This window comes from Serratia sp. S4 (assembly GCF_000347995.1).
Classification (GTDB): domain Bacteria; phylum Pseudomonadota; class Gammaproteobacteria; order Enterobacterales; family Enterobacteriaceae; genus Serratia; species Serratia quinivorans.
Map to the genome: position 1 here is coordinate 1,869,472 of NZ_KB661120.1, position 21,571 is coordinate 1,891,042.

Sequence of the window (21,571 nt, forward strand, 5' to 3'; positions counted from 1 at the left end):
CCGTCCCTTTTTTAATTCGCGACCCGGCGCGAAGTTTCAGCCAACGGCGGCGGTGACAGTACCCGGTCCAGCACTTCGGCTTCCAGCTCTGCCAGCCTGGCAGATCCCTTACGGCGTGGACGCGGCAGGTCAATGGTCAAATCCAACCCGATACGCCCTTCCTCAATCAAAATCACCCGATCCGCCAGCGCAATGGCTTCACTGACGTCGTGCGTCACCAGCAGTACGGTAAAACCATGCTGTTGCCATAGCCCTTCGATAAGGCCCTGCATTTCAATCCGCGTTAACGCGTCCAGCGCGCCCAAGGGCTCATCCAGCAGCAACAGGCGTGGACGGTGGATCAGTGCGCGAGCCAGTGCTACCCGCTGCTTTTGCCCGCCGGACAAGGCTGCCGGCCACTCATTGGCACGATCGGCCAACCCAACGGTTTTCAGCGCTTGCAATGCATCGGCTCGCCAATTACCCCGCAGGCCGAGGCCGACATTGTCGATCACCTTTTTCCACGGCAGCAGGCGGGCGTCCTGAAACATCAGGCGAGTCTCGTTCCTGGCATTGGCGAGTGGCGCATTGCCGCTTAATAACGCGCCGCTGCTGGCATTCTCCAGCCCGGCCATCAGACGCAGCAGCGTGCTTTTGCCGCAACCGCTGCGACCAACCACGGCGACGAACTGGCCGGCGCTGATGCGTAACTGGATATTGTCGAGTACCCTGCGGTTACCGTATTGCTTGGCAATGGATTCCAGCGTGACTGGAGTCCCTTGGGGAATACGCGCGGGAGTTGTCATAGCGCTTCTCCTTGCTTGAGTTGATAGGCCGGATGCCAGCGCAGCCAGACGCGCTCCAGCAATTGGGCGCTGACGTCCGCCAGCTTGCCGAGCAGGGCGTACAACACAATCGCCACCACCACTACGTCGGTCTGCAGGAATTCACGGGCGTTCATCGCCAGGTAGCCAATCCCCGAATTGGCGGAAATGGTTTCGGCCACGATCAGTGTCAGCCACATAAAGCCCAATGCAAAACGCACGCCGACCATGATAGAGGGCAGGGCGCCGGGTAAAACCACCTGGGCGAATAACTGGAAACCGCTCAGGCCGTAGCTGCGTGCCATTTCAAGCAGGCCCCGATCGATATTCTTGATACCGTGATAGGTATTGAGATAGATAGGGAACAGGGTGCCCAATGCCACCAGAAAAATCTTGGCGGACTCATCGATACCAAACCACAGGATCACCAGCGGGATTAATGCCAGATGCGGTACGTTACGGATCATCTGTACGGAACTGTCCAGCAGGCGTTCGCCCCAGCGTGACAGGCCGGTGATAAAGCCCAGCGCCAGCCCGATGCTGCCGCCAATGCTAAAACCGATCAACGCGCGCCAACTGCTGATGGTCAGGTGTTGCCACAGCTCGCCGCTCTTGGTCAGGGACCAGAAAGCGGTCACTACGGCGCTCGGCGCCGGCAGAATGCGGTTCGACAGCCAGCCCGCTTCCACGGATATTTGCCAGACTGCCACCAGCGCTACCGGCAATGCCCAGGGGGCCAACCGGTACAAGATTCGTTGTGTGCCGTTTGCCATAGTGCGGCTCCTCAGCTTTGCGATGCTTTTTGTGGAATATAAATATTGGCCACCACTTCGCCCTGTGCTTTGGTGGGTCGGCGTGGCGCGGGCGCTTGGTTTTCCACCAGATCAAGATGTGGGAACAGCAGTTCGCCAACGCGATAGGCCTCTTCCAGATGCGGGTAACCGGACAAAATAAAGGTGTCGATGCCCAGATCGGCGTATTCCTGCATACGCGCTGCCACCGTCGGGCCATCGCCCACCAGCGCGGTTCCGGCACCGCCACGCACCAAACCCACCCCGGCCCACAGATTGGGGCTGATCTCCAGATTGTCTTTCTTGCCGCCGTGCAATGCCGCCATTCGTTGTTGCCCTACGGAGTCAAACCGGGCGAAGGCCTGCTGGGCATCGGCGATGGTCTTTTCATCCAGATTGGCAATCAGCCGGTCGGCAGCTCGCCAGGCTTCTTCGGTGGTTTCGCGCACGATGACGTGCAGGCGGATACCGAAACGCACCTGGCGACCTTTGGCTGCGGCCTTGGCGCGTACCTCGGCAATTTTTTCTTTTACCTGCGCCGGCGGCTCGCCCCAGGTGAGGTACATTTCAACCTGATCGGCAGCCAGATCCTGCGCAGCGGCGGAGGATCCGCCAAAGTAGAGCGGTGGACGTGGCTGTTGCACCGGTGGGTACAGCAGTTTTGCGCCCTTTACCTGAATATGTTTACCGTTAAAGTCGACGGTTTCTCCTTCCAGCACCTTGCGCCAGATATGGGTGAACTCCGCCGAGGCCTCGTAGCGTTCTTCGTGATTCAGGTGCAGACCTTCCGCCGCCAATTCATCAGGATCGCCGCCGGTAACCAGATTAAACAGTGCCCGGCCATTGGAAAGACGATCCAGCGTCGCTGCCTGGCGTGCCGCCAGAGTGGGCGAAATAATGCCGGGGCGCAGGGCTACCAGGAATTTCAGTCGTTGGGTGACCGGGATCAGCGAAGCGGCCACCAGCCAGGAGTCTTCACAGGAGCGGCCGGTAGGGATCAGCACGCCACCAAAACCCAATCGATCGGCCGCCTGGGCGATTTGCTGCAAATAACCGTAATCGACGCTGCGGGCCCCTTCAGTACTGCCAAGATAGTGACCGTCACCGTGGGTGGGTAAAAACCAAAATACGTTCAGGCTCATCGTCAGTTCTCCTAAATTATTGTGCGCTTGGGTGCCAGATGCGTTGCGAAATATCGACTTTTACCGGCACCAGGCGGTTGGCATAAAACAGATCGGCCGTTTGCTGCTGAGCGGCTATGGTGTGCGCATCCAGAGGTTTGATTGCGGTGGGCGGGCGGTGATCCAAATAGGTCGAAATCACTTTCTCCGGCAGGCCCATGGCATTGGCCAGCAGCGTGACGCTTTGCGCACGGTCGCTTAGGGTCAGCGCATCAGCCTGGGTCAGCGTATCGAGCACCTGTTGAATAAAGGGTCCATTGGCCTCGGTATAAGTTCGCACCGCCAGATAGAAGGAGCCGGTTTGATTCAAATCGGTACCGTCACCCAGTACCCGCACGCCGCCCTGCAACAAGGCCGCGGAATAGTAGGGATCCCAAATTGTCCAGGCATCGACATTGCCCTGCTGGAAGGCGGCGCGGGCATCGGCCGGGGTCAGATAGACGGGCTGAATATCGGTGAATTTCAGCCCGGCTTTTTGCAATGAGCGCAGCAGCAGATTGTGGGAGCTGGAGCCTTTCTGGAAGGCCACCTTGTGGCCCTTTAGCTCCGCGACGGTTTTGATCGGGCTGTTTTCTGGCACCAGGATCACTTCTGCCTTGGGTTTTGGTGGCTCTACGCCGACATACAGCAGGTCCGCTCCGGCGGCCTGGGCGAAGATCGGCGGAATATCGCCGGTACTGCCCAGATCGATACTGCCGACGTTCAGCGCTTCAAGCATTTGCGGGCCGGCGGGGAATTCGATCCAACTGATTTTGGTGTTGGGAAAACGCTGTTCCAACAGCCGATGGGTTTTTGCCAGTACCAGACTGACCGATCCCTTTTGGTAACCAATGCGAAACTGCGCCGGATCCTGTGCGCTGGCGGCATTGGTCCAGGCCAATGAGAGGATGCCTGCCAATGCGCTGGTGCCCAGCCAACGGCCCAGTGAAGAAAGTCGTTTCATGTTTATTTCCTTATATGCTGTGCCGTCAGGCGGTTTGGCGGGCCAACAGGGAAGGGGAGAGCTTGGCTCTCGGCGGCTTGCGGCGGCCCAACGCCAGATAAAAGCTTTCCAGGGCTTCTTCCAGTCGGCCAGCCAGATTTTCGGCCAGGGTGACCTCTTCCCCGTCCAGCACCACCTGACTGTCATCGGCAAATACCCCGTGCAGCACTTCCTGCGCTTTCAGCGCCGCCAGAACCGGCTTGAGGGCGTAGTCCACTGCCAACATATGGCCAATGGAACCGCCGGTGGCCAGCGGCAATACCACCTTATGATCCAGCGCACGCTCTGGCAGCAGATCCAGCAGGGTCTTCAGCGCGCCGGAAAACGAAGCCTTATACACCGGTGTCGAGACCAGCAGGCCATCTGCCTGTGCCAGTTGCTCGGTAAAGGCTTTGATCGCCGGGCTGTTAAAATTGGCATACAGTAAATCTTCGGCATCAAAATCATGCAGGGTATAGGAGATCACCTCTACGCCTTGCTGCTGCAACCAGTTTTTACTCACAGAAAGCAGTGCCGCCGAGCGTGATGGGATGCGAGGGCTGCCGGCCAGTGATATAACGCGCATTACCACTCCTTATAACTAAAAGTTAGGTTTAATCATGAAATTGTCGAGAAGTGTTTTAAACCTATCAGTAATAAGGGGAGTTACTTAAATCTCATTTTTCGATTTTGTTATGCGCAAATGCGGATTGGCGGCGGTTTTGGCTCAGAAGGGGGAAAACGATTGCGTAAAAAACGCTTTTTTTTGCTTTTAATCAATTCCAATTGGTCAGGGGATACCGGATAATACGCCCCCGGTTTGCAACCGGGAAATCAGGAGAGTACATGTACTACCCCCTCATCAGAAAAGCGTTGTTCCAGCTCGATCCCGAGCGTGCGCATGAATTGACTTTTCAACAGCTTCGCCGTGTCACCGGTACCCCGTTAGAATTCCTTATTCGTCAGTCTGTGCCGACCAAACCGGTAAGCTGCATGGGGCTCTCTTTTAAAAACCCTTTGGGCTTGGCCGCCGGTCTGGATAAAGACGGCGAGTGTATCGATGCGTTTGGCGCTATGGGTTTTGGTTTTGTCGAAGTCGGCACCGTGACGCCGCGGCCGCAGTCGGGCAATGACAAACCGCGCCTGTTCCGTATTGTGGAAGCCGAAGGCCTGATCAACCGCATGGGCTTTAATAACCAGGGTGTGGATAATCTGGTTGAAAACGTTAAGAAATCCCATTTCGGCGGTATTCTGGGGATTAATATCGGCAAGAATAAAGACACCCCGGTTGAGCAAGGAAAAGACGATTATCTAATCTGCATGGATAAAGTTTATCCGTATGCCGGTTATATCGCGATTAACATTTCGTCACCTAATACCCCAGGATTACGATCCTTACAGTATGGCGAAGCGTTGGACGATCTGCTGGCCGCGATTAAAAATAAGCAGCAGGAATTACATGAGCGTCATCACAAATATGTACCGGTAGCAGTAAAGATCGCACCGGATCTTTCTGAAGAAGAATTGATCCAAATAGCCGACAGCCTGGTGCGTCATAATATAGATGGCGTGATCGCGACCAATACCACGCTGGATCGTAAATTGATCCAGGGGCTGAATTATTGTGAGCAAATGGGGGGCCTGAGTGGTCGTCCGCTGCAGGCGAGCAGCACCGAAGTGATCCGTCGTTTGTCACTTGAGCTGCAAGGGCGCTTGCCGATTATCGGCGTTGGCGGAATTGATTCCCTGATGGCGGCGCGGGAAAAAATGGCGGCAGGGGCTTCACTGGTGCAAATTTATTCCGGATTTATCTTCAAGGGTCCACGCCTGATTAAAGATATCGTTAACTACATCTAATATTTTTCCTTTCATTTTCCGCCGGGGGTTTATTTATTCCCCCGGCTCGTCTATATTTTGTCCACTAGCATAAATATCGTTCGCGGAATTATCCGATGTTTAAGCGACTTTAGTGGTGATAAAATCACCTTTTGGGGTAAATATTGCGTGGCATGGGCAGCGAGAAGGATAAGAGATGAAGATAAAACCTGACGATAATTGGCGTTGGTATTTTGACGCTGAACACGATCGGCTAATGCTGGATTTAGCCAATGGGATGATCTTTCGCTCGCGTTTCCCGGCCAAAATGTTAACCCCGGATGCCTTCGATGAATGCTCTTTCTGTGTCGATGACGCCGCGCTTTATTTTAATTATGAAGAGCAGTGCAAACAGATAAAGCTCAGCCACGAGCAGCGTGCTGAACTGGTATTAAATGCCTTGGTGGCTTATCGCTTTCTGAAACCGCTGATGCCGAAGAGCTGGCATTTCTCGCAGCAGCATTACCCGTTGCAGCCGAAGAACGGCGAACTGGCCGCGGTTAAGGTGATGGAAAGCGGTATTGAAGCCCGCCTGCTGGTGGTGGAAGCCGGCGATAACGCCAGCCTGTGCCTGCTGGCGCAGAACCAGCTTTCACTGGCCGGCCGTACCATGGTGCTGGGCGATGCCATCAAAGTGATGCACGATCGCCTGAAACCCTGCGCGCAGGATGAAGCCTCAGCCCCGGCTTACGACAGGGCGATGTAAGGCCGATTACGCCAGCGTCAAATCGCTTTTGGGAATACAGCTGCAGCAAAGAATGGTGCCATTGTTGGCCACCGCACTTTTCTTCAGCGGTGCCACTTCGCCATTGACCAAGGTTATGCGACAACTCCCGCAAATTCCCGCACGGCATGAATAAGGCACCCGGAGCCCTTGCTGTTCCAACTGCTCCAGCAAGATCTGCTGATTGTTGCCGGTAAACACCGTTCCCGCGTAATCAATAGTGACGTTCTGCGCACTGTCCTGCGGTGCCTGCACGCTTTCCACCACTTTACCTGCGCCATAAGGGCGTGGCGGCTTGGTGGATAACACTTCAACGGCATCGCCAACGCGGATAATGCCGCTATTGCGCGCCACCATATTCTGGCCAAAATCGACATCGCCATTATCGGCGGTGCGGAATTTCTGCAGGGTACTCAGCGGTTCGCCGCTCGGGTGTTTGCGCCCACGTTCGATACTGACGGTGGTCAGTACGCAGCGGCTGCAAGGTTTCACCAGGTCAAACATCACGTCACCGACGCGGATCACCTGCCAGCCATCTTCTGCCCAGGCGCTGGCGCCGGTCACCACCAGATTCGGGCGAAACTGTTCCAGCTTGATGCTGCCGGGGCAACGCTGTTGCAGGTCGTTGAACGAGGCTTCGTTAATTAGCAGGTAGGGATAACCGTCGGCGAAGGACAGGGGGATTTCCGGGTGTTTTTTAACGCGACGGGTCAGCTCCGGGCCGAGCCAACGCAATTGTACGTCACGCTGGAAATAACCGCTCAGCCAGCTATTAATTGCCTGCGGTGCAATCAGGGCGGTGAAATGGTTACCCCAGACTTCGGTCGGTTGCGCTTCGGCGGCGAAATCGCTAAAGCGGATGGCGGCACTTTCTCCGTCGGGCGCGGTCAGGAACAGGCCGTCTGCCAGCAGTGCCGGAGTGAATAACACCATCTGCGGATATTGCCGCGCAGTAATAAAGGTGCCATCCGGCTCGGTGATCATAAAAGTGCGATCGAAAGCCAGGCCACTACTGGAAACCTGGGCGTGAGAAAGCTGCAAACCCCGAAGCGATTTAACCGGATGAACGTAAAGTTTGGCTAGCGTAATCACCCTTGTCTCCGCGCGATTAGTAAATAGAAGGGAGCAACTTTATGACAAGCGGTCTGGATTAGCTATAATGCGCAACAATTTTCTTTTTGGTGATAAGTACGATATGAACTCTCTGTTTGCCAGCACGGCGCGTGGACTGGAAGAACTGTTAAAAAGCGAACTCGAAGCGCTGGGCGCTCACGCCTGTAAAGTCGTACAGGGTGGGGTACATTTTCAGGGTGACGATCGTCTTCTGTACCAAAGCTTGCTGTGGAGCCGTTTGGCCTCACGTATTTTGCTGCCGTTGAATGAATTCCGCGTACACAGCGATCTGGATTTGTACCTGGGCGTACAGGCGATCGACTGGACGAGCATTTTTGGTGTGGATAAAACTTTCGCCGTTCACTTCAGTGGCGTTAACGAAGAGATCCGCAACAGCCAGTATGGCGCACTGAAGGTCAAGGACGCCATTGTCGACAGTTTTACCCGCAAGATTGAACAACGCCCGACGGTAGCGAAGCAGCAGCCGGACATTCGCGTCAATGTATTCCTGCAGCGCGATATGGCCAGCGTAGCGCTGGATCTGAGCGGTGAAGGCCTGCACCAGCGTGGTTATCGTGATCTGACCGGACAGGCACCGCTGAAAGAAAGCCTGGCAGCGGCGATTGTACAGCGTTCTGGCTGGCAGCCGGGCACGCCAATGCTGGATCCAATGTGTGGTTCGGGTACCCTGCTGATCGAAGCGGCGATGATTGCTTCCGATCGCGCACCTGGCCTGCATCGTCAACACTGGGGCTTTACCGCCTGGAATGGTCACAACGTCGATCTGTGGCGTGAAGTGATCACCGAAGCGCAGGTACGCGCCCGTCGCGGCCTGCAGGAAACCACCTCGCGTTTCTTCGGCTCTGATATCGATCGCCGGGTGATTGAAATGGCGCGCGGCAACGCCCGTCGTGCCGGCGTCGCTGAACTGATTACCTTTAACGTCAACGACGTAGCCAAACTGACCAACCCGCTGCCGGAAGGCCCGACGGGAACTGTAGTCTGCAACCCGCCATACGGCGAGCGTCTGGAAAGCGAACCGGCGTTGATTGCCTTGCATAATATGCTGGGTCGTATCATGAAAAGCGCTTTTGGTGGCTGGCAGTTGTCACTGTTCAGCGCCTCACCGGAGCTGTTGAGCTGCCTGCAACTGCGTGCCGAGCGCCAGTTCAAGGCAAAAAATGGCCCGTTGGACTGTGTGCAGAAAAATTACCAACTGGCAGAAAACCCGCTGGGTGCCGGTGGCGTACAGGTGGCGGAAGATTTTGCCAACCGTCTGCGCAAAAACCTGAAGAAGCTCGACAAGTGGGCCAAACAGCAGGGCATTGAGTGCTACCGCCTGTACGATGCTGACCTGCCGGAATATAACGTGGCGGTGGATCGCTACGGCAGCAAAGTCGTGGTGCAGGAATATGCGCCGCCGAAAACCATTGATGCTCAGAAGGCTCGTCAACGCCTGTTCGACGTGATCAACGCCACGTTGGCGGTGCTGGAATTGCCGTCCAACCAGTTGATCCTGAAAACCCGCGAACGCCAGAAAGGTAAAAACCAGTACGAAAAACTGGCGCAGAAGGGCGAATTCCTGCTGGTGGAAGAGTTTAACGCCAAGCTGTGGGTTAACCTGACTGACTATCTCGATACCGGTCTGTTCCTCGACCACCGTATTGCCCGCCGCATGTTGGGGGAGATGAGCAAAGGTAAAGACTTCCTCAACCTGTTTGCCTATACCGGCACCGCCAGCGTGCATGCCGGGCTGGGTGGGGCGCGCAGCACCACGACGGTGGATATGTCGCGCACCTATCTGGAATGGGCAGAGAAAAACCTGCGGGTTAACGGCCTGACCGGCAAACAGCACAGATTGATCCATGCGGATTGCCTGTCGTGGATGCAAAATGCCGACGAACAATTCGATGTGATCTTTATCGATCCGCCGACCTTCTCCAACTCCAAGCGGATGGAGAACACTTTTGACGTTCAGCGCGATCACCTGGCGCTGATGCAAGATTTGAAACGGTTACTGCGTCGTAACGGGACCATCATGTTCTCGAACAACAAGCGCGGTTTCCAGATGGATATGGCTGGCCTGAGCGCATTGGGTCTGGTGGCGAAAGAAATTACCGCCCAGACACAGTCGCAGGACTTTGCCCGTAACCGTCAAATTCATAACTGCTGGCTGCTTACCCATGCCGGCGAAGGAAAATAATTACTATGTCGTTAATTAGCATGTCCGGTGCCTGGCTGTCCTTCAGCGATGCACCACTTTTAGACAACACCGAAATTCATATTGAAGACAACGAACGCGTTTGTCTGGTTGGGCGCAATGGCGCCGGTAAATCCACGCTGTTGAAGATCCTCGGCAAAGAAATTCCATTGGATGATGGCCGGGTGATTTACGAGCAGGATCTGATTGTGGCGCGCCTGCAACAGGATCCCCCGCGCAATATCGGCGGTACGGTGTTTGATTTCGTGGCCGAAGGCGTCGCCGAGCAGGCGGAACACCTGAAAGCCTACCACGCGATTTCGCACCTGGTGGAAACCGACCCAAGCGAAAGAAACCTGACGCGCATGGCGCAGATTATGGAGATCCTCGATCATCAGGGCCTGTGGCAGCTCGATAGCCGCATCAGCGAAGTGCTGTTGCAGTTGGGCCTGAATGGGGATGCGGAACTTTCCTCGCTCTCCGGCGGCTGGCTGCGTAAAGCGGCACTGGGCCGAGCGCTGGTCAGTTCTCCGCGCGTACTGTTGCTCGACGAACCGACCAACCACCTGGATATTTCAACCATCGACTGGCTGGAAGGCTTCCTGAAAGAGTTTCAGGGCAGCATTGTGTTCATTTCCCACGACCGTTCCTTTATCCGCAATATGGCGACGCGCATTGTCGATCTCGATCGCGGCAAGCTGGTGTCCTGGCCGGGCAACTACGATTTATACCTGCTGAGCAAAGAAGAAGCGCTGCGGGTGGAAGAGCTGCAAAATGCTGAATTTGACCGCAAGCTGGCGCAGGAAGAAGTGTGGATCCGTCAGGGCATCAAGGCGCGCCGTACCCGTAACGAAGGCCGCGTTCGTGCGCTGAAGGCGTTGCGTAACGAGCGATCCGAACGCCGTGAAGTGATGGGCACCGCCAAAATGCAGGTGGAAGAAGCGGTACGCTCGGGCAAGATCGTGTTTGAGATGGAAGACGTTAACTATCAGGTTGGCGGCAAAGTGTTGGTACGTAATTTCTCCGCCCAGGTGCAGCGTGGCGACAAAATTGCGTTGGTTGGTCCGAACGGTTGCGGCAAGACTACGCTGCTGAAACTGATGCTCAGCCAGTTGAAAGCCGACAGCGGCCGTGTGCACTGCGGGACCAAGCTGGAAGTGGCCTACTTCGACCAGCACCGTGCGGATCTGGATCCGGAGCGCACGGTCATGGACAACCTGGCGGAAGGTAAGCAGGAAGTATTGGTCAACGGCCGTTCACGCCACGTATTGGGTTATCTGCAGGACTTCCTGTTCCACCCTAAACGGGCGATGACGCCGGTGAAAGCCTTGTCGGGCGGTGAGCGTAATCGTCTGTTGCTGGCCAAACTGTTCCTGAAGCCTAGTAACTTATTGATCCTCGATGAACCTACCAACGACCTGGATGTTGAAACGCTGGAGTTGCTGGAAGAGCTGATCGACGGCTACCAGGGCACCGTGATGTTGGTCAGCCACGATCGTCAGTTCGTTGATAACTCGGTGACCGAATGCTGGATCTTTGAAGGCAACGGTGAGATCAGCACCTTCGTTGGCGGTTATTACGACGCGCATCATCAACGCGCGACGGCTAAACCGATCCGCCAGGTAACGGCTGAACAGAACAAGCCCGTAGCAGAAAAAAAGGCTGAACAGCCAAAGAAAACAGCGGCTAAACTGAGCTATAACCTGCTACGTGAGCTGGAGCAGTTGCCGCAACGCCTTGAACAACTGGAAGCGGAAATTACGGCGCTGCAGGCACAAATGAGCGATGCTGATTTCTTCACGCGTCCTCACAGTGAAACGCAACAGGTGCTGACGGCGCTGGCTACGGCCGAAGGGGCACTGGAAGAAGCCTTCGCCCGTTGGGAAGAGTTGGAAGCGATGAAAAACGGCTAACCGTTGAGAATACCGCCCGCGCGCTGCTGCGGGCGGTATTGCCGTACCGGTGAGCAACGTTGTTAAGGAGGAATATGGTGTGTTCCCACGAGAATCACGAGCAGCACAGCCATGCAACGCACGCGAAGCAGCAACAGGACAATCTGATGCTGTGCCCGCAGTGCGACATGCTGGTGGCATTGCCGCCGCTGGCATATGGTTCAAAAGCGGTATGCCCGCGTTGTAAGACTACCCTCAGCTCCCGCTGGGAGGAACCGCGCAAGCGGCCGATCGGCTACGCCCTCAGCGCCTTGTTTATGCTGGTGCTGGCGAATATTTTCCCGTTTATCAACATGCGCGTTGCCGGCCTTGGTAACGAAATCAAACTGATCCAAATCCCGCAGGTGATGGTGGCAGAAGACTATGCCAGCATGGCCACGCTGTTTATGGTGTTTGTTCAACTGATCCCGGCATTTTGCATGGTGGCGATCATTTTGCTGTGCGCCAAAGTCCCTATCACCACCGGTTTGAAAGAGTGGATGGCCAAAATGCTGTTCCAGTTTAAAACCTGGTGCATGGTGGAGATTTTCCTGGCCGGGGTGCTGGTCAGCTTCGTTAAGCTGATGGCTTATGGTGATATTGGCGTCGGCAGCAGCTTTGTGCCGTACTGCCTGTTTTGCCTGCTGCAGGTGCGCGCTTTCCAGTGTGTCGATCGTCGCTGGCTGTGGAATGACATTGAACCCGCACCGCGCCTTGATCGTCCGATGGAAGTCGGGCGTACCGGGCTGCGTCAGGGGCTGCGTTCCTGCCAGTGTTGCACGGCCATTTTACCGGCGGAACTGACCCAGTGCCCGCGCTGCCATTCCCGTGGCTACGTGCGCCGTCGGCACAGTCTGCAATGGACGTTGGCGCTGCTGCTCACTTCTATCCTGCTGTATATTCCGGCAAACCTGATGCCGATTATGGTTACCGAAGCATTGGGCAACAAGCTCACTTCTACTATCATGGCCGGGGTGATCCTGCTGTGGGGAGAAGGATCTTACCCGGTGGCGATGGTGATCTTCATCGCCAGTATTATGGTGCCTTCGCTAAAAATGTTGGCGATTGGCTGGCTGTGTTGGGACGCTAACGGTACCGGCAAGGCACGGGCCGACAGCGAGCGAATGCATCTGATTTATGAAGTGGTTGAATTTGTTGGCCGCTGGTCAATGATTGACGTGTTTGTGATTGCCGTGCTTTCGGCATTGGTACGGATGGGACAATTGATGAGCATTTATCCTGACATTGGCGCACTGCTGTTCGCTATGGTGGTGATCCTCACTATGTTTGCAGCCATGACGTTTGATCCCCGGTTAACCTGGGATCGCGTAAACGAAACAATAAAAAAGGAGCCGCAAGGTGACGGAAAATAATCATAGCGTCGCGGACGTCGAGAAGATCAAACGCTGGTCACCAGTGTGGATCATCCCGATTGTCACCGCACTGATCGGCGCCTGGATCCTGTTTTACCATTTCAGCCATCAGGGGCCGGTGGTCACTCTGGTTACCACCACCGCAGAAGGGCTGGAGGCGGGTAAAACCAAAATCAAAAGCCGTAGCGTTGACGTCGGGGTCGTGGAAACGGTGACCCTGAGCGAAGACTTGAGCAAGGTGCTGGTCGAGGCGCGCCTTAACACCGGCATGGAGAAGCTGTTGCGTCAGGACTCAGCCTTCTGGGTAGTGAAGCCGCAGATTGGCCGCGGCGGCGTTTCCGGATTGGGGACGCTGCTTTCCGGTGCCTATATCGAACTGCAGCCGGGCAACAAAGGCAAGGCAGGCAAGGGCGACTACCAACTGCTGGACGCACCGCCGTTAGCCTCTCCGGACGCTAAAGGGTTACGCATTGTGCTGGACAGTGAAAGATCCGGACAGTTAAATGCCGGCGATCCTGTGTTGTTCCGCGGCTATCGCGTTGGCTCGGTGGAGACCAGTTATTTTGATCCCAAGATGCGTGCCATGCGTTACCAATTATTTATCTCCGCACCTTACGATCAGTTGGTGACCAGTAACGTACGTTTCTGGAAAGACAGCGGTGTGGCGTTCGATATGTCGGCGCAGGGGATGAGGGTGGAAATGGGCTCGTTGGCGACCTTGTTCAGCGGCGGCGTCAGCTTCGACGTGCCGGACGGCTGGGATCGCGGTGAACTGGCGCAACCGAAAGCAGAGTACCACCTGTTCGACAACCAGCGCAGCATTCAGGATTCGCTGTATACCGTGCATAAAGACTACCTGCTGTTCTTCGCCGATTCGGTTCGCGGGCTGCAGCCTGGTGCGCCGGTGGAATTCCGCGGCATCCGTCTGGGTACCGTTGGCCAGGTACCGTTCTACAAAAAAGGCATGATACAGCGTCTGGACAACGACTACCGGATCCCGGTGCTGATCCGCATCGAACCGGATCGCTTCCAGAAACAGTTGGGTGGCAACTTCGACTTTGAGAGTCATTTGAAAGACGCTGAGTCGCGTGGCATGCGTGCCTCTTTGAAATCCGCTAACCTGCTAACGGGGTCGCTGTATATCGATCTGGATTTCTATCCGCAAGAGAAACCTTATAAAGGGCCACGTGAGCTGTTTGGTTACCGACTGATGCCAACCACCAGCGGCGGCCTGGCGCAGATCCAGCAGAAACTGATGCAGACGCTGGATAAAATCAACTCGATGCCGCTGAATCCGATGATCAACGAAGCGACCAAAACGTTGGCTGAAAGTCAGAAAACGATGAAGTCGACACAGCAGACCATGCAATCGTTGAATGACATCATCGCCAGCAAAGAGATGAAGGCGTTGCCGCAGGATATGCAAAAAACCTTGCAGGAACTGAACCGCAGCATGAAAGGGTTCCAGCCTGGTTCTCCGGCCTACAACAAGATGGTCGGCGATATGCAACGTCTTGATCAGGTCTTGCGTGAACTGCAGCCGGTGCTGCGCACCCTGAACGAAAAGAGCAACGCGCTGGTATTTGAAGCCGCGGGCAGTAACGATCCTCAGCCGAAGAAGGCCAATAAATGATGAAATGGATCCCGGTAGCCCTGGCGCTGTTACTCAGCGCCTGTAGCAGTACTCCACAGAAGACCTACTATCAATTGCCGGCATTGGGCTCGCCGGCACAGGTCAGCGGTAGCACGACGTCGCGCCAGCTTTGGCTGGAGCACGTTAGCGTGGCGGATTATCTGGCGCAGAGCGGTGTGGTTTACCAGACCAATGACGTGCAGTATGTGATTGCCCAGAACAACCTGTGGGCCAGCCCGCTGGATCAACAGTTGCAGCAGACGCTGGTCACTAACCTGAGCAGCGCGCTGCCGGGTTGGGTGGTGTCCTCGCAGCCGATGAGCAGCGAACAGGATGTGCTCAACGTCACCATCAGTGGTTTCCACGGCCGCTTTGACGGCAAGGCGATCATTCGCGGCGAGTGGGTGCTGAACCATCAGGGCAATTTGACCAAACGCCCATTCAGCCTGGAGCTTAAACAGGGTGAAGACGGCTACGATGCCTTGGTGCGGACGTTGGCTCAGGGCTGGCAACAAGAAGCCCAGGATATTGCTGCGCAAGCCGGTCGTTTTTAGAAATAATTTGTATTAAATCGGTCTAACCCCTTGCGGCGAGAAATATTGGGATTTCTCGTCGCAAGGGGTTTTTATTTTATTTCAATAAGTTAGCTTCTTTCCTATCTATCAGCCACTTAGCAAATTCTGCGTGCGTAGCTCACAAATATGACATTGGCGTGAATTTTGCGCATTGATCTTCGCTCCATTTAGCGCTATTGCTTAAACGTGGCTGCACAAAAAGCAGCCATTGTTTTCTTTCCAACTGACCAAAAAGTGAGGGAAACGAGGCATGAAGAGACAGAAACGCGATCGTCTGGAAAGGGCGCATTCGAAAGGTTATCAGGCAGGTATTTTAGGACATCCGAAGGATTATTGTCCCTATAAAACGACTGTGGAAAGCCGGTCTCAATGGCTGGGAGGTTGGCGAGAAGCCATGGAAGACAGGGCTGTGACCGCTTAAGCGGCTCCCTGTCAAATAAAAGGAACAACCTCCGCCCAGCGCGGAGGTTTGTGTTTAATGGGTATTACCCCTGCCAGCGTTTCAACAAGATACTCGCATTCACACCACCAAAACCAAAGCCGTTCGACAGTGCGTAGCTTATGGCCATGGGTTCCGCTTTATTCGCGACCAGGTGCAGCCCCTCTGCAGCCGGATCCGGACTTTCCAAATTCAGCGTGGCGGGTGCAATCTGGTCACGCAGCGCCAGTGCGGTAAAGATGGTTTCCAGCCCGCCGGCGGCACCGAGTAAATGACCGGTTGCTGATTTGGTTGAGGTAACCGCTACGCTGCCGTTCGTGCCGAACAGATGCTTAATGGCGTTAATTTCGCCCAAATCCCCTACCGGTGTGGATGTCGCATGCGCGTTCAGGTGTTGAACTTGCTCCGGTGCTACGCCAGCCTGTTTGAGGGCAATCTTCATGGCACGGTAGGCACCGTCACCATCCTCGGCCCCCGAAGTCATGTGGTAGGCATCTGCGCTGGTGCCATAACCGACAATTTCAGCCAGCGGTGTTGCCCCACGGGCCAGCGCATGCTCCAGTGTCTCAATCACCAGCATGCCGGCACCTTCACCCATAACAAACCCGTTGCGTGCACTGTCAAAAGGCCGTGAGGCTGTTGCGGCGGCGTCTGCAGGCGTTGTGGACATGGCACGCGCCGCTGCAAAACCCCCAAGGCTGACGGTGTCGATAGCCGCTTCCGTACCGCCACACAGCGCGATATCCGCTTCATCGTTACGAATCATACGTACGGCATCGCCAATGGCCTGTACGCCTGCGGCACAGGCCGTCACGGGGGCGCCAATAGGGCCCTTGAACTGATGTTTAATCGATACGTGACCGGCAGCCAGATTAACCAGGAACGAAGGGATGGTGAAAGGCGACAGGCGTTTGGCACCACGGCTGTCGGTGGTGCGTACCGCATGGGCGATAGCCGGGAAGCCGCCAATGCCGGAAGCGATCACGGTTGCGGTGCGTTCCTGCTTGTCTTCAGTGTCTGCTACCCAACCTGCCTGGCGGATAGCCTCATCGGCCGCTGCCATGGCGAGCAGGATAAAGCGGTCCATTTTCTTCTGGTCTTTTGGTGCCACCGAAAGGTCGGGATCGAAACCCGCCTCGGGATCCTGTTCCAAAGTGGGCACCTGACCACCGATTTTCACCTGCAGGTCTGCGACGATCTCTTCTGGCAGCGGACGAATGCCGGACTGGCCGTTCAGCAGACGCTGCCAGATAGCCTCTACGCCGCATCCCAGTGGCGAAACGGCGCCCATGCCGGTAATGACTATACGACGAGTGTTCATAGTGACTCCTTGGATGATTCAGTGGGGAATGCAGAAAGGTTCTGCAGCATCAGGGCCGCGCGCTGGCGCATGCCGTCGGTCGCTGCCGGCCCTGGGGCTAAAGTAATATTATGCAGCGCAATGGGCTGCTGGGTAATGCTGTCGATCAGTTGCACGCGTATGGGTTGCCCGGTACGACGATCGACCAGTTCAGCACTGATGCCGTCTTCGGCCAGGTGGGTATTCCCCCAGTGAAACAGGGCTGCAAGCACCGGGAAAAAATCTTTGCCGCGTTCAGTGAGCAAGTACTGGTAGCGTACCGGTCGTGTTTGATAGCGTTGTTTATGCAGTATGCCGCTTTCTACCAGATACTTCAGGCGACGGGTCAATATGGTGGGCGAAAGTCCAAGGCTCTGCTGGAACTCATCAAACCGGGACAAACCATGAAACGCATCGCGAAGTATCAGGATGCTCCACCATTCCCCGACGCGGTCCAGTGAGCGAGCTACCGGGCATGGCATGTTATCAAAACGAGTTTTTTGCATGGCATACCTCCTGGTTACTACAATTATTGTAGTTACTGTTTAGCCGCTATGGACGCAACGATTAAAAGATAACTAAGGGAAATAAACGGCGACCCGGAAGGCCGCCGTGATTGCGGTTAGAACGCCGCAGTGTCCTTGAACAGGCCCACTTTCAGATCGCTGGCGGTGTAAATGACCTGACCATCGACCAGGACTTCACCATCAGCCACACCCATAATCAGTTTACGGATGATCACACGCTTGAAGTTAATGCGGTAGGTGACTTTCTTCGCGGTAGGTAGAACCTGGCCGGTGAATTTAACTTCACCCACGCCCAGCGCACGACCTTTACCTTCGCCGCCCAGCCAGCCGAGGTAGAAACCTACCAACTGCCACATGGCATCCAGACCCAGGCAGCCTGGCATCACCGGATCGCCGATAAAGTGGCAACCAAAGAACCATAGGTCTGGATTAATATCCAGTTCCGCTTCCACATAACCCTTGTTGTGGGTACCACCGTCTTCGGTCATTTTGACCACGCGGTCCATCATCAACATGTTACCTGCCGGCAACGGCGGGCCACCAGCGCCAAACAGTTCGCCACGGCCGGATGCTTCGAGGTCTTCTTTCGTATAGGAGTCGCGTTTTTCTACCATGTTCTCAGTAAACCTTATTTTATTGAAGGGCGCAGATTAGCTTACACGTGTACGCTGAACAAGTCCGATCAGCCGTGGTTGAACCAGATACTTGAGGATAGCTCCATTTGTTCATAAGGAAAACATAATGAACACAATGAGTTACTCGTGTGGTGCGACCAGTTCTTGTCTGTCACTATCTGTAAGTCCGTCACAAGGTATCACAACAGGGTCACAAGTGGCACTTTCGGTCCCTTACCTGTATCGGAAGCGCTCAGGTATCTATCAGGTGCGTTATCGCCGGGTAGGTTCAACGCATGATACCATTACAGTTTCTATGAGAACCTCCAACCGGAATACAGCGATGAAACAACAGGGAATCTACAACAGCGCTATTAAGACGTTCATCGTTAATCATCCCGATGCTGAGTGGGAGGAAATGAGGGAATATCTCAGAGAGCTGGCTGATTCCTTGCTGACTGACAAGCCGGAAAACTTTTGGGATGGTGTAGAAGTATCCGTCATAGATGAAAGCCGTGAGGCGTTAATCGACCTCGTGTCTAATTCTGCGTTGTCTGTTACTCAACATAAGGCCGTCATTCAGGCTCAAGAGATTCTGTCTGCTGCACAAGAGCGCCTTCTGGGTGATGGGCGGCCTTTATTGGCGGCTTTAGATTCCTTGAAAAGTGATACCGCCGCTATTGCCCCTGATGTTAATCCAGCAAATCTGAGAGTTGCCCAAGGTGTTAGCCCGGTAGAATCGACACAGCAGCATATCAAAGTGCTGACGTTCGACGAGTTGTACCAGAAGTTCCTCGACGAGACTTCAATCAACATGGCTAAGGCTACTATTTCAGACCACAACACAATCCGCAGACGCCTGAGTGAATATATCGGCTATCTGAACATGCTGACTTACACACGCGACGACATTACAGAGCTTAGAACTTGCCTGATGGAGTCCGGTAATTATGCCGATGCGTCCATCAATAAGATTCTCCAGAAGCTGTCTGCGGTGGTCAATTGGGGGTTAAATAATGGTCTTGTCCAATATGACTACACCAAAGGTTTGAAACTCAAAGGCGCTAAAAGCAAACGCAGGGCATTTACTGATGATGAAATGAATCAGCTGATTGATGCCTTACCAACCGATAAAGAGCTTACCTTGGCTCAACAGTGGGCTATTCGTGTCGGTATGATTACCGGTGCGCGTATCGGTGAAATCTTGCAGTTGACCAAAGCGGATATTAAAGAGACACCGGAGGGAATTACTTACGCTGAAATCAACTTGAAAAGCGGTAAGACCCTAAAGAACGCTGCCAGTGTCCGCTGTGTCCCGTTGACCGATGGTGCTCAGGGATTCTCTCTTGAGAAATTCAAGGTGTGGCTGGAGCGTCAACGCGATGGAGAGTCATTATTTAAAGAGGATGCCTTGACCCATATCGATCTCAATGCATTCGTTAAGCGGCACACAACAGATTCTGGTGAGGTTTCTTTCCACTCGTTGCGGCACTACATGGCGACCAGAGCGAGGGCTAAGGGACTCACTGAGGCCGATATTGGTGGGGTTCTTGGTCATGCGTCCGGAGAGATAACCTTTGGGCTTTATGGTGCGACTGTGAGTGTCGTTAGGTCTGCTGAGGTTTTGCAGGCAGTCTTTCTTTGAGCTGTAAATATTGATGGTTAAAACTATAAAAGGATAATCTGATGACTACACCTTATGAACCTGCTGAATACAGAAAGGATGCTTTCAATTGTCCGATTTGTAATGCATATGCAAAACAAGATTGGCATGACTTGAAGTTTAATCGATGGGGGGGGTATGAAGATTCTGATATGGAGATGACAGTATGTAGCTGCTGTGAGGGTAGGTCATACTGGAATAATGAGAAGTTGATTCTGCCTGTTACAACAAACATTGAAATGCCAAATCATGATATGCCGGATGATTGTAAAGCTGACTACATGGAGGCCAGGAGCATTGTCAACTTGTCCCCCAAGGGTGCCGCGGCGTTATTACGCTTATGCCTACAACGGCTCATGAAGCATCTCAAGGAACCCGGCAAGAACATAAATGAAGACATTAAGAACTTGGTGGCGAAGGGGTTACCTGAGAGAATCCAACAAGCTGCTGATATATGTCGCATTGTGGGGAATCAAGCAGTTCACCCGGGAGAGATAAATCTTGATGAAGACCCCAACCTTACACACAGCCTCTTTAAGCTGGTCAACATTATCGTTGATGACCGCATAACGAGACCGAGAGAAATCGAAGAGATGTTCAAAGCGTTACCGGAAGGGCAGCGTAAAGGCATTGAGCAGCGAGACAAGCAGTCAGGAAAGTAATGACCTTATGTATAGGGAGGAGTGAAAAAATTCAACTTACTGATTAACATAGTAAAATTAATACGACTCGCTATTGAGGAGGACACACTTCTCCTTGCTTTAACTTTGAGGGTTCCAGAAGCGCCAAAGCGGAGACGGGAGTCCTCATCACAAGGTTAACTATTCGCTGGCTACCGGTTGACCATTGATCAAAAAACCTTCAGTCGCTGTAAGTTCACTGGAGGTTTTCGCCTATTGTCAAGGGGAAATTAATGCGACTCACTATTGGGAGGGACGAAAATTATTTCTTACTGTACCCACCTATCGATGACGCAGTTAGCGCTGCTGAACCATTCACTGCCTACTTTCAGGCTTAACACTAACCGTAACTTATCGCATCCTTTCGGGGCGGGATGACCAATATATAGACACCAAGCGAATTCGTAATGTTTGCTTCCTGTGTGCTCTATGGTCAGTCGATAAGTGAATAGCAAAGATATGAAGACCGTTATTATTTTAATCTGGTCTATCATCCCTACAGGGGCTAACTTAAAGATACTTAAAGACCCTAAGAAACTTAAAGATAACTTAAAGTTTAAAAGTATTGATTTAATAAAAAGATTAATACTCTTAGTGGAAACTTTATGTACAACTTAGCTTATGGATGGTAATCATATTTCATTCCATCCCTCTATGAGTAAATACTCCATGCATCACCGAGAGGATATATGGTCTCACTGCTAACGCTGTAGGATGGGAAACGTGCAGTGCCTGCTGTCAGAATTTAATAGGACTCACTAATGGGAGTACACACACAATCCTGTGAGGAGACCATTTGTCATAGAGCCTAACCTGTGCGAACGCTCAGTCTCATTACTACTTTCTGTCCATCTCAAAGTAGGTATCAATTCATTCATGAGCACAGGCATGTACTGAGCGGCAACCGTGCCAAGTGATCTCCTCACAGGAATATGTGAAGAATAGTAGGGTAAATTCCAGTAGCCTCTGAAACGATATAGAGACGTCACGCTGTGGAACTCTCCCCTTTATATTAGCGTCACCCTGTCCTCCAAAATGGAAAACCGTTTATTCACGCTGTGACGAACTTACTGGGCTGAAATCTAAGCTCAGTGAAGAATCCATTAGGAGAGCTATAAACGAGCTGTCCTCTGAGCGGTATCTTTTCAA

19 protein-coding genes are annotated in these 21,571 nt (G+C 53.8%); 10 read left to right on the forward strand and 9 right to left on the reverse strand.

Features of this window, described 5'->3' with window-relative positions; translation table 11 throughout:
- Positions 1–11: 11 nt before the first annotated feature.
- Genes ssuB through ssuE form a run of 5 tightly spaced genes read right to left on the reverse strand, consistent with a single transcriptional unit; the run spans position 12 to position 4,322 of the window.
- Positions 12–785, reverse strand: coding sequence for an aliphatic sulfonates ABC transporter ATP-binding protein (gene ssuB / locus SERS4_RS0109440; protein ID WP_017892294.1), 774 nt, complete (start codon positions 783–785; stop codon positions 12–14).
- Positions 782–1,576: an aliphatic sulfonate ABC transporter permease SsuC gene (gene ssuC / locus SERS4_RS0109445; RefSeq protein WP_017892295.1), complete on the reverse strand. Its 795-nt coding sequence runs from the start codon at positions 1,574–1,576 to the stop codon at positions 782–784. Before ssuC ends, ssuB begins: the two co-directional genes overlap by 4 nt.
- 11 nt (positions 1,577–1,587) lie before the next feature.
- Positions 1,588–2,736, reverse strand: a complete 1,149-nt coding sequence (gene ssuD / locus SERS4_RS0109450; protein WP_017892296.1) for an FMNH2-dependent alkanesulfonate monooxygenase — start codon at positions 2,734–2,736, stop codon at positions 1,588–1,590.
- Positions 2,737–2,752: 16 nt separating this feature from the next.
- Positions 2,753–3,718, reverse strand: a complete 966-nt coding sequence (locus SERS4_RS0109455) for a sulfonate ABC transporter substrate-binding protein (protein ID WP_017892297.1) — start codon at positions 3,716–3,718, stop codon at positions 2,753–2,755.
- Positions 3,719–3,743: 25 nt separating this feature from the next.
- Entirely contained in the window at positions 3,744–4,322 is a 579-nt protein-coding gene (gene ssuE, locus SERS4_RS0109460) for an NADPH-dependent FMN reductase (protein ID WP_017892298.1), read from the reverse strand.
- Between the two features lie 260 nt (positions 4,323–4,582).
- On the opposite strand from ssuE, the gene pyrD reads away from it, so the two are divergent.
- Both pyrD and SERS4_RS0109470 read left to right on the forward strand, forming a co-directional pair.
- On the forward strand, positions 4,583–5,593 hold the full coding sequence (gene pyrD / locus SERS4_RS0109465) for a quinone-dependent dihydroorotate dehydrogenase (protein WP_012006167.1): 1,011 nt from the start codon (positions 4,583–4,585) through the stop codon (positions 5,591–5,593).
- Positions 5,594–5,768: 175 nt separating this feature from the next.
- Positions 5,769–6,317: a cell division protein ZapC gene (locus SERS4_RS0109470; protein WP_012006168.1), complete on the forward strand. Its 549-nt coding sequence runs from the start codon at positions 5,769–5,771 to the stop codon at positions 6,315–6,317.
- A 6-nt stretch (positions 6,318–6,323) separates the two neighbouring features.
- Here SERS4_RS0109470 and SERS4_RS0109475 read toward each other — a convergent pair whose 3' ends face one another.
- Positions 6,324–7,427, reverse strand: a complete 1,104-nt coding sequence (locus tag SERS4_RS0109475) for a YcbX family protein (protein WP_012006169.1) — start codon at positions 7,425–7,427, stop codon at positions 6,324–6,326.
- A gap of 103 nt (positions 7,428–7,530) precedes the next feature.
- Here SERS4_RS0109475 and rlmKL point away from each other — a divergent pair, with 103 nt between their 5' ends.
- The 6 genes from rlmKL to rmf all read left to right on the forward strand — a co-directional run bounded on the left by rlmKL (position 7,531) and on the right by rmf (position 15,581).
- Positions 7,531–9,651 carry a bifunctional 23S rRNA (guanine(2069)-N(7))-methyltransferase RlmK/23S rRNA (guanine(2445)-N(2))-methyltransferase RlmL gene (gene rlmKL / locus SERS4_RS0109480; protein ID WP_026142297.1) on the forward strand — a complete coding sequence of 707 codons (2,121 nt, stop codon included), beginning with the start codon at positions 7,531–7,533 and terminating at the stop codon, positions 9,649–9,651.
- Between the two features lie 5 nt (positions 9,652–9,656).
- Positions 9,657–11,561, forward strand: a complete 1,905-nt coding sequence (locus tag SERS4_RS0109485) for an ABC transporter ATP-binding protein (RefSeq protein WP_012006171.1) — start codon at positions 9,657–9,659, stop codon at positions 11,559–11,561.
- Between the two features lie 77 nt (positions 11,562–11,638).
- On the forward strand, positions 11,639–12,952 hold the full coding sequence (gene pqiA / locus SERS4_RS0109490; protein WP_371257923.1) for a membrane integrity-associated transporter subunit PqiA: 1,314 nt from the start codon (positions 11,639–11,641) through the stop codon (positions 12,950–12,952).
- Positions 12,939–14,585: an intermembrane transport protein PqiB gene (pqiB, locus tag SERS4_RS0109495; RefSeq protein ID WP_017892302.1), complete on the forward strand. Its 1,647-nt coding sequence runs from the start codon at positions 12,939–12,941 to the stop codon at positions 14,583–14,585. The genes pqiA and pqiB overlap by 14 nt, the downstream gene beginning before the upstream one ends.
- Entirely contained in the window at positions 14,582–15,139 is a 558-nt protein-coding gene (gene pqiC / locus SERS4_RS0109500) for a membrane integrity-associated transporter subunit PqiC (protein WP_012006174.1), read from the forward strand. Before pqiB ends, pqiC begins: the two co-directional genes overlap by 4 nt.
- 271 nt (positions 15,140–15,410) lie before the next feature.
- Positions 15,411–15,581 (forward strand): ribosome modulation factor, encoded by a 171-nt coding sequence (rmf, locus tag SERS4_RS26220; protein ID WP_012006175.1) that lies wholly within the window; start codon positions 15,411–15,413, stop codon positions 15,579–15,581.
- 64 nt (positions 15,582–15,645) lie between these two features.
- Here rmf and fabF read toward each other — a convergent pair whose 3' ends face one another.
- The 3 genes from fabF to fabA all read right to left on the reverse strand — a co-directional run bounded on the left by fabF (position 15,646) and on the right by fabA (position 18,079).
- Positions 15,646–16,920: a beta-ketoacyl-ACP synthase II gene (gene fabF / locus SERS4_RS0109505; protein WP_012006176.1), complete on the reverse strand. Its 1,275-nt coding sequence runs from the start codon at positions 16,918–16,920 to the stop codon at positions 15,646–15,648.
- The gene (locus tag SERS4_RS0109510) at positions 16,917–17,444 is read right to left on the reverse strand and encodes a helix-turn-helix domain-containing protein (RefSeq protein WP_017892303.1); all 528 of its coding nucleotides are present in this window, start codon (positions 17,442–17,444) and stop codon (positions 16,917–16,919) included. The genes fabF and SERS4_RS0109510 overlap by 4 nt, the downstream gene beginning before the upstream one ends.
- A gap of 116 nt (positions 17,445–17,560) precedes the next feature.
- Positions 17,561–18,079, reverse strand: a complete 519-nt coding sequence (fabA, locus tag SERS4_RS0109515; protein ID WP_012006178.1) for a bifunctional 3-hydroxydecanoyl-ACP dehydratase/trans-2-decenoyl-ACP isomerase — start codon at positions 18,077–18,079, stop codon at positions 17,561–17,563.
- 343 nt (positions 18,080–18,422) lie between these two features.
- On the opposite strand from fabA, the gene SERS4_RS25950 reads away from it, so the two are divergent.
- Both SERS4_RS25950 and SERS4_RS0109525 read left to right on the forward strand, forming a co-directional pair.
- Positions 18,423–19,724, forward strand: coding sequence for a tyrosine-type recombinase/integrase (locus SERS4_RS25950; protein WP_017892304.1), 1,302 nt, complete (start codon positions 18,423–18,425; stop codon positions 19,722–19,724).
- A 41-nt stretch (positions 19,725–19,765) separates the two neighbouring features.
- The gene (locus SERS4_RS0109525; protein ID WP_017892305.1) at positions 19,766–20,404 is read left to right on the forward strand and encodes a DUF4145 domain-containing protein; all 639 of its coding nucleotides are present in this window, start codon (positions 19,766–19,768) and stop codon (positions 20,402–20,404) included.
- Positions 20,405–21,571 lie beyond the last annotated feature (1,167 nt).